This is a genomic window from Phenylobacterium sp. (assembly GCF_044358365.1).
Classification (GTDB): domain Bacteria; phylum Pseudomonadota; class Alphaproteobacteria; order Caulobacterales; family Caulobacteraceae; genus Phenylobacterium.
The window spans coordinates 123,230-133,247 of sequence record NZ_JBIKNZ010000001.1; the positions used below are offsets into that span (position 1 = coordinate 123,230).

Below are 10,018 nucleotides of genomic sequence, written 5' to 3' on the forward strand. Positions count from 1 at the left end.
AAAGCCTCAATCCGTCAGCCAGTCCTCGCATCGCAGGCCGTCGACGCGACCGAACTCCGCAAGATTTCCGGTGACGATGACCAGGCCCCGGCTGCGCGCGTGGCCGGCGATCAGTAGGTCATAGCCGCCGATGGGCTGCCCCTTTCGCTCCAGCGCGGCCCGGATATCGGCCGCGTGGTCGGCAGCCGCAACGTCGAACGCCAGGACCTCAAGGCGACTTGCGAACCGTTCAACCTCCCTTCGATGATGCGCCGGACGGGCCGACTTTGCGGCGCCATGCAACAATTCCGTCAGCACGACGGTCGAGATACAGAGCCCGTCCGCCTCGAGATTGAACCGCTCGCGCGCCTGCGCCGGACGGTCCCTGAGCACGCGAATACACAGGTTGGTGTCCAGCGTGTAGCGCAGCATCAGAACGCGTCCCGTGCCTGCCCCGCCGGTTGAACGCGCTCGCCCAGATCGACGCCCGGCGCATCGAAGAACTCGTCCCATAGTGTTTCGGTGGGCACGATGATCCGGCGTTTGCCCTCTCGCAGGATCGTGACCGAGCGAACGTCGTCGGGAAAGGCCACGTCCTTGGGCAGCCGCACGGCCTGGGAGCGGTTGGACATGAAGAGAGTGGTTCGCGTCATGGCGGCCTCAGAGATATACACATTGTATATCCCAAATCCAAGTCTGGCAAGCTTCGGCCCAGCCAGAACCTCCTGCGCCCGTTAACGAACTGTCCTATATGGCTCACCAGTCATGGTCACACGCCTTCGCCCCACACGCCTGGAATACGTCGTCGACGGCGTTCGCCTGCGCAGTCAGTTGTCGGCGGCGGCCCTTGAACGTGTGGGGGATGAGCCGGCTCAACGAAAGGCCGCGCTGGATATTCTGAAGGCTGCCCTGTTTCGCGGGCGGATGATCGCCAAGGAGCGGCTGGAGAACGGCGCCGGCGGGATCGAAACCGCGAGCCTGCTGTCCGGAGTTACCGACGAGGTGGTCTCGGCGCTATGGGACTTTACCACCGTCCACGTGTTCCGTGCGCGCAATCCCACCGAGGGTGAACGTCTGGCCCTGATGGCGGTGGGGGGCTACGGGCGCGGCACGCTGGCGCCGTTCTCCGACATCGATCTGCTGTTTGTGCGCCCCTACAAACAGACGGCGCACGCCGAAAGCGTCATCGAGTTCATGCTGTATGCGCTCTGGGATCTGGGCTTCAAGGTGGGTCACGCCTCGCGAACCATCGAGGAGTGCATCAAGCTCAGCCGCGAGGATTTCACCATCCGCACCTCGATCCTGGAGGCCAGGCGCCTGACCGGTGACGCGAAGCTGGCCGATGAGCTGATGCGGCGGTTTCAGGCCGAGGTGGTTCGCGGGACCGGGGCGGAGTTCGTTACCGCCAAACTGAAGGAGCGCGATGAGCGCCAGACCCGCGCCGGCGCCAGCCGGTACATGGTCGAGCCCAATATCAAGGAGGGCAAGGGCGGCCTCCGCGACCTCAACACCCTCTTCTGGATCGCTCAGTACCTGCATCCAGGCCAGTCCATTGAAAAGGTGCTGCAACTGGAGATGTTCGCGCGGCGCGAGGTGCGGGCCTTCATCCAGGCCTTCGATTTCCTCTGGGCCGTGCGCGGTCACCTGCACTTCGCCACCGGCCGCCCGGAAGAGCGGCTGACTTTTGATCTGCAGCCGGAGATCGCCCGGCGGATGGGCTATGGCGACCGCGGCGATGCGCCGGCGGTCGAGCGGTTCATGCGCCGCTACTTCCTGATCGCCAAGGACGTGGGCGCACTTACCCGGGTGTTTGCAGCCAAGCTGGAGTCTGAACAGGTCAAGATGGAGCCGCGCGGCATCTCGCGCTTCATCCCGGGCCGCAAGGTGACCCGCAAACCGCTGGCCGAGCCGGGGTTTGTCGAGGTGGGTGGTCGTCTCGATGTGGACCCCGACATCTTTCAGACCGATCCGACCAACCTGTTGCGGCTGTTCAAGGTGGCCGACCAGCGGAATCTGGACCTCCACCCCGATGCCTTCACCGCCGCTTCCCGGGCAATTTCCCTGATCACGTCAGCGGTCCGACGCGACCGGCATGCGGCGCGCGTGTTTCTCGATATTCTGGCCCGCGGCCGCGATCCGAGAACGACGCTCACGCTCATGACGGAGGCCGGGGTGCTCGGTCGCTACCTGCCCGAGTTCGGCCGCATCGTCGCGCAGATGCAGTTCAATATGTACCACTCCTATACCGTGGACGAGCACACCCTGCGGGCCGTGGGCGTGATCTCCGAGATCGCGGCGGGACGTATGCCGGAAGAGCATCCGCTGGCGACCCAGATCATGCCGCTGATCGTGGATCGCGAGGCGCTGTTCCTGGCCATGCTGCTGCACGACACCGGCAAGGGCGGCGCCGGGGGCCAGGAGGTGGCCGGCGCGCGCGCAGCCCGTCAGGCCTGCGAACGCCTGGGGCTGGAACGCTCCAAGATCGAACTGGTGGCCTGGCTGGTCGAACACCACCTGGTGATGAGCGATACAGCCCAGAAACGCGACATCTCCGATCCGCGCACGGTTTCAGATTTCGCCGCCATCGTGCAGTCCCCCGAGCGGCTGCGCCTGCTGCTGGTGCTCACCGTCGCCGATATCCGCGCTGTGGGACCGGGCGTCTGGAATGGCTGGAAGGGCCAGTTGCTGCGCGAACTCTACTCAGCCACCGAGGCTGTTTTTCGTGGCGGGCGCGGCTCGGACGCGGCCGCGGCGCTCAGGCGCTATCAGGAGAACGCGGCCTACGACGCCCGTGTCCGCCTGGCCAGGGTGGAGGCCAGCGCCGAGTCCTGGGGCGACGCCATGGAGGACGCCTACTTCACCGCCTTTGACGACGCCGAGGTGCTGGCTCACGCCCGCTTGTCGCGCTCGGCCCGGGATGAAAAGGGCGCAGCGGCCGCCGGCCGTGTCCGCGCCGACCTCAACGCCTCCGAGTTGGTAGTCGCCGCGGCTGACAGGCCCCGCCTGTTCGTGGATCTCGCCGAGGCGATCACCGCAGCCGGGGCAAACATCGTCGGCGCGCGGGTCTTCACCTCGCGTCAGCAGCAAGCACTGGATGTGTTCTACCTTCAGGACATCACTGGCGCACCTTTCGGGGGTGTCGACCCGCGAAGCCTGACCCGGCTTGGCGATCAGCTCGCCGCCGCCGCCCGCGGCGAACCCCACGGGCGCGAACCGCGTCGCCAGGACCTGGCCCGCGCTGCGGCCTTCGCCATCACCCCGGCGGTCATGTTGGACAATGACGCTTCGGAAACCGCCACTGTCGTTGAGGCGTCCGGTCGCGACCGGCCCGGCCTCCTGGCCAGCCTGGCGCGCACCCTGTCGGACGCCGGCCTGTTGATCACCTCGGCCCACATCGGCGGCTATGGTGAGCGGGCGGTGGACGCCTTCTATGTGGTCGACGAAGCCGGCGACAAGATCACCGACGCCCGCAAGGGCAATTCCTTGAAGGCGGCGCTGCTCGCCGATCTCAACGCGGGCGAGGCCGAGAGCGCCAGGGCTCGCCGAACCAACCTTCAACAGGCCCGCGCCAGCAGCGCGCGATAAACCTCAGGGCCGCGCCACCTTTTCCAGGTCGATCGGCATCTGGCCGCTTGCCACGCGGCTCTGGAACTCCTGCTTCGAGTTTTCCCGTGGGTAGGGCGTCTCCGGGACCGGAACGTTCAGGAAAGTGCAAAGCGTTTCCCAGCCCTCGGTCACGTCGAACACGAGCAGTCGATCCTTCGGTACGCCGGCGATGACAGCCTCGGTATGGCGGCGAAAGAAGTCCACCATGAAGGCGCGATCATGGATGTCGCCGCCATACCAGCCGTAGAGTTGGTCGAAGAACACCTTCATGTCGCCGCCGGGCGGGCCGGGACGGTCTGGATTGAAGATCGTGGCTTGGGTCGAGTCGAACCACTTGTCCGGATCCCGCACGGTATGCAGCACCTTGGCGTCGGGATAGTAGTCGGCCAGTTCGCGCCAGAACGCGCAACCGGGATGGTCCACCATCGCTTCGAAGTCCTCGAAGATCGCGTCCCAGTCGGGCTTGCCCTGACCGGCGGCGATCCAGAGCGGCACGGAGGCCGGTCGCATGAACACCTCGACCATATGATGACAGGGGGCGAACCCCAGCTGTTCCAGCGCAAGCTTTGTCGAAAGCGTGCCCGTCCGCCCCAGGCCGGAGCCGATGACCTTCAAACCCATGGCGTGGTTCCCCTTGCTGGACGAAAGCCTAACCCAGGCTTTGAGACTTGCACGACAAATCCGCACGCCTTTTCCACTTTCCGCCGCTAGGTTGACGTCGTTCCCGACGCAGCCGACCTAGGCCCCGTGACCAACAGCCCGTCCTCCGCTGATCCACCACCCAGGCGCGGCGGCCTGCTGCGCTCATCGGCGATCTATTCCGGGCTGACCCTTGTCAGCCGGTTCATGGGCCTGGCGCGGGATCTGGTGATCACCGCCAAGCTGGGCGCCAGCCAGACCATCGCCGCCGATGCCTATTACACGGCCCTGGCGTTTCCGAACCTCTTTCGCCGCATGTTTGCGGAGGGCGCGTTCGCCGCTGCGTTCGTCCCCGACTACGCCAAACGTCTGGCTGCCGACGGGAAAGAAGAGGCCGACCGTTTCGCCTCGGATGCGCTGGCCACCATGGCCGCGGGCACGATTTTGCTGACGATCCTGTGCCAACTGGCCATGCCCTGGTTGATGATGGCGTACAGCTACGGGTTTCTGGCTGATCCTGCCAAGTTCAAGTTGGCGGTGATCCTCACCCAGATCACCATGCCCTACCTGCCTTGCATGGTGATCGCCGCCCTGTTCGCGGGCACGCTGCAGGCGCGGGGCCGGTTCATCATCTACGGCCTTTATCCGACCTTGCTGAACGTGGTGATGCTGATCGCCATCCTGCCGCAGCATGATCCGACTGAGGCAGCCTATGCGGCGTCATGGGGCGTGCTGGTCGCCGGCGTCAGCCAGGCGGGGCTCTGCTGGTGGGGCGCCCACCGCGCCGGCGCCCGCATTCATCCGCGACACCTGAAGCTGACGCCGGAGATGAAGGCGATGATCCGGCGGATGGTCCCGGGCGTGATCGCCTCCAGCGCCACCCAGATCAACCTGTTCATATCGGCAATGCTGGCCAGCCAGGTGGCGGGCATGCGCGTCTGGCTCAACATCGCCGAACGCTTCTACCAGCTGCCCCTGAGCCTTGTGGGCGTGGCTATCGGCGTGGCTCTGCTGCCCCGCCTCTCGACCTCGTTCCAGCAGAAGGATCAGGCCGACACCCAGGCCGCCATGGACCAGGCCGTGGTCTTCGGCCTGGCGCTCAGCTTGCCGGCGGCGGCGGCCCTTATGGGCATGCCGGTCTACCTGACCGACGGCTTTTTCACGCGCGGGGCCTTCACCAGCGAGGATGCCGCCAATGCCGGCAAGCTGCTGTTTCACTACGGTTGGGGGGTGCCGGCCTTCGTGTTGATCAAGATCCTGCAGCCTGCTTTCTTCGCCCGGGGCGACACACGAACGCCGATGAACTACTCGCTGCTATCGGTGGCAGTGAACATTGCGCTGGGTGTCGCGCTGTTCTTCATTCTGGGCTTTGAGGGCATCGCTCTGGCCACATCGGCCGCTTCGTGGATCACCGTGATCCAGATGGTCGCCTACCTTCGCACTCATGGACACTGGACGCCCTCTTCGCGCGCCACGGGCAAGATGATCCGTGTCGGGCTGGCCAGCGGCGGGCTGGGGATCGCACTTGCCGTCGGCGTGCATTTCAGAGCGGCCCTGGAGGCGCCGTTGGGGGCAGGCCTGGGGTTCCTCGGCGCTAAGGAAATTGCCGTCCTGCTGCTGTGTCTGGCGGGCGCCTTGCTCTATCCGGTGCTGCTGTTCGCGTTCGGCGGGGTAACACCAGCCGAGGCCCGTGCGGCCTTCCGGCGCCGCAAGGGTGATGTTGCAATGCCGCCCACGGACTTGTCCTGATGACGTCTCGGCAGTACACCGATCTCACGATGGCAAACGGAAACCACGCTCGCCGATGGCGCTGACGACCTGACCTGCCGTCGTTTCGGGCCTTGCGCTCGCCTGTCCGTTGCCTTCAGAACCCGCACATCATGACCGATCAATCTCCTGCCCCTTACGCGGGCCCCCAACGCGTGCTCTCCGGTGTCCAGCCGACGGGCGACCTTCATCTCGGCAACTACCTCGGCGCGCTGGTGAAGTTCGCCCGCCTGCAGCATGAGATCGAGACCTTCATCTTCGTCGCCGACCTGCACGCCATCACGGCCTGGCAGGATCCTGCGAAACTGAAGGGCCAGGTCCGCGAGATCGCTGCGGCCTATCTGGCCACCGGACTGGACCCCGCGGTCGCCACCATTTTCCCCCAGTCCGCCGTGCCGGCGCACGCCGAACTCGCCTGGGTTTTCAACTGTGTGGCGCGGGTGGGGTGGCTGGACCGGATGACCCAGTTCAAGGACAAGGCCGGCAAGCACAAGGAGCGCGAGAGCGTCGGTCTCTATACCTATCCGGTGCTGCAGGCTGCCGACATCCTGATCTATAAGGCTACCCACGTGCCGGTTGGCGAGGACCAGCGCCAGCATCTGGAACTCACCCGCGACATCGCCGCAAAGTTCAACACGGACTTCGACGCGCCGGGCTTCTTCCCGCTGCCGGACGCCCTGACCCAGGGGCCAGGCGCGCGGGTGATGAGTCTGCGCGACGGTACGGCGAAGATGTCCAAGTCGGACCCTTCCGACAACTCCCGGATCAATCTGACGGACGACGCCGAAACCATCGCCCAGAAGATCCGCAAGGCCCGCACCGACGCCGACGTGCTGCCGGAGACGCTGGACGAGCTGAAAGGGCGAGCGGAAGCCGAGAATCTGGTTGGGGTCTACGCCGCGCTGTCGGGCCGTACGGCGCAGGAGGTGCTGACCGAATTCGCCGGCCAGGGCTTTGGCGCCTTCAAGCCGAGGCTGGCCGACCTTGCCGTGTCCGTGATGGCCCCGATCGGCGGGGAAATGCGACGACTGATGGCCGATCCCGCCGAGATCGACCGGGTGCTGGCGGCGGGCGCGGAACGGGCCCGCGAGGTGGCTGCGCCGACGCTCGCCGAGGTAAAGAAGATCGTGGGCTACTGGGCGGGCTGACTTGCGCGTCGGTCCCCGGCGCCGCAGGTTCGCGCCATGAGCACACGGCGCAAGTTTCTTGTGGTGGCGGATGAGACCGCTGAATTCCAGACGGCCTTGCGTTTCGCCTGCCGGCGCGCCCGTTCCACGGGCGGCTATGTGGCGCTGCTCAAGGTCATCGAGCCGGCGGTCTTCGAGCACTGGTCCGGTGTGCGCGACGAGATTGCCCGACAGCAGCGCGAAGAGGCGGAGGCCGCTCTCCAGCTATCGGCGGCCTACGTCCTGGCCGAGACAGGTCTGCCGCCGGAGTTCCTGATCCAGACCGCCGATTCCACCCGCGCGGCCCTGCGACAGGTCCTGTCCGACGATCCGGATATCAAGATCCTTGTGCTTGCCGCCGCGGTCGGCGGGCGAGGTCCGGGGCCGCTGGTCGCCGCCATCGCCAAGGATGGGGTCAAGTGGGGCGCCCGCAAGGTGCCGATCACCATCGTGCCTGGCGACCTGTCCGATGATGAGATCGCCGACCTGGCGTAATCGCGGGAAGCTCAGCGCGTGCGCGAGATATAGGCGTCGACCCGCTCTTCCAGGACGTCCAGTGGCAGGGCGCCTGCCTCCAGCAGGGTTTCGTGGAAGGCCCGGACATCGAACTTCGATCCCAGCGCCTCCTGTGCCCTCTGGCGAATCTCGAGGATCTTCAGTTCACCGATCTTGTAGCTGGTAGCCTGCCCTGGCGTGGTGAAATAGCGGTCAACCTCGCTCTGGATATCCCGCTCGGAGTTCAGGGTGTTGGTTCGCATATAGTCCACGGCCTGATCACGGGACCAGCGCTTGGTATGGATTCCAGTGTCTAGAACAAGCCGCGCCGCCCGCCAGATCTCCAGCGAGAGGCGTCCGAAGTCGTCGTAAGGATCCGTGTAGAATCCGGCCTCCTTGCCCAGCTTCTCGGCGTAGAGGCCCCACCCTTCGATGTAGGCGCCCTGATAGGCCTGCCGTCGGAACATCGGCAAATCTGCCTGTTCCTGGCTGCGTGAAATCTGGAAATGATGGCCGGGCGCACCCTCATGGTACGCGATCACCCGCAATTGCGGCTTGAGGACCTGGGTCATGTCCGAGAGATTCACATAGAAGATTCCGGGTCGTGATCCGTCCGGCGCGCCTTGAGAATAGAAGGCAACGGGTGCGGTCTTTTCGCGGAAGGGCTCCACCGCGCGCACCTCGAGGGGAAGCTTGGGCAACGCGGAAAACTGCTTGTCTGCCACGGCGAGATATTCGGCAATAATTCCCCGGGCGTCAGCCAGGTACTGCGCCTTACCGGCGGCGTCGTTGGCGTAGTGAAAGCGGGGATCGGTCTTCACATGCTGGAAGAACGCCTCAAGTGATCCCGTGAACCCGACCTTGCGCTTGATGGTCTCCATCTCGGCGCGAACCCGGGCGACTTCGGAAAGTCCCATGCTGTGAATCTGATCCGGCGTCAGGGGGGTGGTCGTGTAAAAAGCCACCATGTCGGCGTAGTAGGCTTCACCTTCCGGCAAGGCCCAGACCCCGTTGACCGAACCAGCCGCCCGGGACATCGTGGTCAACGCGGCAAGATAGCCCTCGTAACCCTTTCGCCACTCGCCCTTGAGGGCGGCCTCGCCCTCCGCCAACAGCCTGGCCTTGACCGTGTCATCGGCTTTGAGTGCAGCAATCTTCTTCTTCAGATCCGCCCAGACAGGGTGATCAGGCCCGGTGTCGAAGGGGGCGCCCTTGATCTGGTTTCCGGCGTCGGGGATCACCCTGTCGAACACAAACGCGGGCGGCAGGAATTTTCTTTCTGTCCGCGCTTCGATGTCCGCAGAAATCTCGCGGGAGACGCGGTCCACGGCGCGAAGTCGAGCGATGTAGGCCTCGGCGTCCGAGACGGTATCCACCCGATGCGCATTGATCAGCAACACGGGGATGCCATCAAGCGCGCCGCCTGTCGATGTGACGGCGTAGCCTTGCCACCGCCAGCGCGTGAGAACCCGTTGCACAGCCACTGATCGGCCAAACAGGTCGAACGAAAGCTTCGATGCCTCGTTGAGTTTCGACCGATCGAACATTCGGTTCATTCGCGCCAGCTGCTCTTCCGATAGCGCCAGCGCCTTGCGCCCGCCGGCTTCGGTGTAGTCGCCCAGTTCGCCGTAGCGGTCCTTCATGCCCAGGAAGGTCAGCGACTCAGGGCTTTGTCGCACGCCCTCCAGAAATGCCTCCTGAAAGAACCGGGCCAGGCGCGCATCCTCGGTCGCGGTCGCGGTCGCGGTCGCCGCCGCCGCAGGCTGCGCTGCAAGCGGTGATGCAAACCCGGCTGCGCCCAGGAGGAGAAGGATTTTCAAAGTACGATACATTTGCCGCCCCTAATCGCCTGTTGGCACAACCTCAAGATGTCCAGCCCGTGATTTTGTGGCGATATTGAGGCCATCTCTGTCGTGCGATGGCTTGCAGGGCGATGCGGGACGCGCCACATCTCAGGAATGTTCATCCAGACCGAAGCCACGCCCAATCCCGAAGTGCTGAAGTTCCTGCCCGGCAAGGCCGTGCTGGGCGAAGGCACGCGGGATTTCCGTTCGCCGGACGAGGCGTCCGCCTCGCCGCTCGCCGCCGAACTGTTCGGTATCGAAGGCGTCAATCGGGTCTTCTACGGGCCTGATTTCATCACCGTGGGAAAACAGGCCGACGAGGATTGGGCGCACCTGAAGGCGCCGATCCTGGCGTCGATCATGGACCACTTCACTTCGGGCCAGCCCCTGTTCGACGATGCCGGTGACAGCGAGGCAGGCGGCCATGATGACGGGGTCTACGAGGGTGACACCGCCCAGATCGTCGCGGAGATCAAGGAACTGCTGGACACCCGGATCCGTCCCGCCGTCGCGCAGGACGGC

9 protein-coding genes are annotated in these 10,018 nt (G+C 65.1%); 5 read left to right on the top strand and 4 right to left on the bottom strand.

Annotated features, from left to right (window positions below):
* Positions 1 to 6 precede the first annotated feature (6 nt).
* Both vapC and vapB read right to left on the bottom strand, forming a co-directional pair.
* A complete protein-coding gene (gene vapC / locus ACIQ3B_RS00690; RefSeq protein ID WP_397399127.1) occupies positions 7 to 411 on the bottom strand; it encodes a tRNA(fMet)-specific endonuclease VapC in 405 nt (134 codons plus the stop codon).
* Positions 411 to 632, bottom strand: coding sequence for a type II toxin-antitoxin system VapB family antitoxin (vapB, locus tag ACIQ3B_RS00695; RefSeq protein WP_397399129.1), 222 nt, complete (start codon positions 630 to 632; stop codon positions 411 to 413). Before vapB ends, vapC begins: the two co-directional genes overlap by 1 nt.
* A 112-nt stretch (positions 633 to 744) precedes the next feature.
* On the opposite strand from vapB, the gene ACIQ3B_RS00700 reads away from it, so the two are divergent.
* Positions 745 to 3,564: a [protein-PII] uridylyltransferase gene (locus ACIQ3B_RS00700; protein WP_397399131.1), complete on the top strand. Its 2,820-nt coding sequence runs from the start codon at positions 745 to 747 to the stop codon at positions 3,562 to 3,564.
* Between the two features lie 3 nt (positions 3,565 to 3,567).
* Here the strand turns inward: ACIQ3B_RS00700 and ACIQ3B_RS00705 are convergent, their stop codons facing one another.
* Positions 3,568 to 4,206 carry a sulfotransferase family protein gene (locus tag ACIQ3B_RS00705; RefSeq protein WP_397399133.1) on the bottom strand — a complete coding sequence of 213 codons (639 nt, stop codon included), beginning with the start codon at positions 4,204 to 4,206 and terminating at the stop codon, positions 3,568 to 3,570.
* Positions 4,207 to 4,332: 126 nt separating this feature from the next.
* Between ACIQ3B_RS00705 and murJ the strand changes: the two genes are divergently transcribed.
* From murJ to ACIQ3B_RS00720, 3 genes are all read left to right on the top strand, one after another.
* Positions 4,333 to 5,973 carry a murein biosynthesis integral membrane protein MurJ gene (murJ, locus tag ACIQ3B_RS00710; RefSeq protein WP_397399135.1) on the top strand — a complete coding sequence of 547 codons (1,641 nt, stop codon included), beginning with the start codon at positions 4,333 to 4,335 and terminating at the stop codon, positions 5,971 to 5,973.
* A 131-nt stretch (positions 5,974 to 6,104) separates the two neighbouring features.
* Positions 6,105 to 7,139, top strand: a complete 1,035-nt coding sequence (gene trpS / locus ACIQ3B_RS00715; protein ID WP_397399137.1) for a tryptophan--tRNA ligase — start codon at positions 6,105 to 6,107, stop codon at positions 7,137 to 7,139.
* A gap of 36 nt (positions 7,140 to 7,175) precedes the next feature.
* The gene (locus ACIQ3B_RS00720; protein ID WP_397399139.1) at positions 7,176 to 7,652 is read left to right on the top strand and encodes a universal stress protein; all 477 of its coding nucleotides are present in this window, start codon (positions 7,176 to 7,178) and stop codon (positions 7,650 to 7,652) included.
* 11 nt (positions 7,653 to 7,663) lie between these two features.
* Here the strand turns inward: ACIQ3B_RS00720 and ACIQ3B_RS00725 are convergent, their stop codons facing one another.
* Positions 7,664 to 9,472 carry a DUF885 domain-containing protein gene (locus tag ACIQ3B_RS00725; protein WP_397399141.1) on the bottom strand — a complete coding sequence of 603 codons (1,809 nt, stop codon included), beginning with the start codon at positions 9,470 to 9,472 and terminating at the stop codon, positions 7,664 to 7,666.
* A gap of 138 nt (positions 9,473 to 9,610) precedes the next feature.
* Between ACIQ3B_RS00725 and ACIQ3B_RS00730 the strand changes: the two genes are divergently transcribed.
* The coding region (locus ACIQ3B_RS00730) for a NifU N-terminal domain-containing protein (RefSeq protein ID WP_397399143.1) at positions 9,611 to 10,018 on the top strand (408 nt) is incomplete at its 3' end.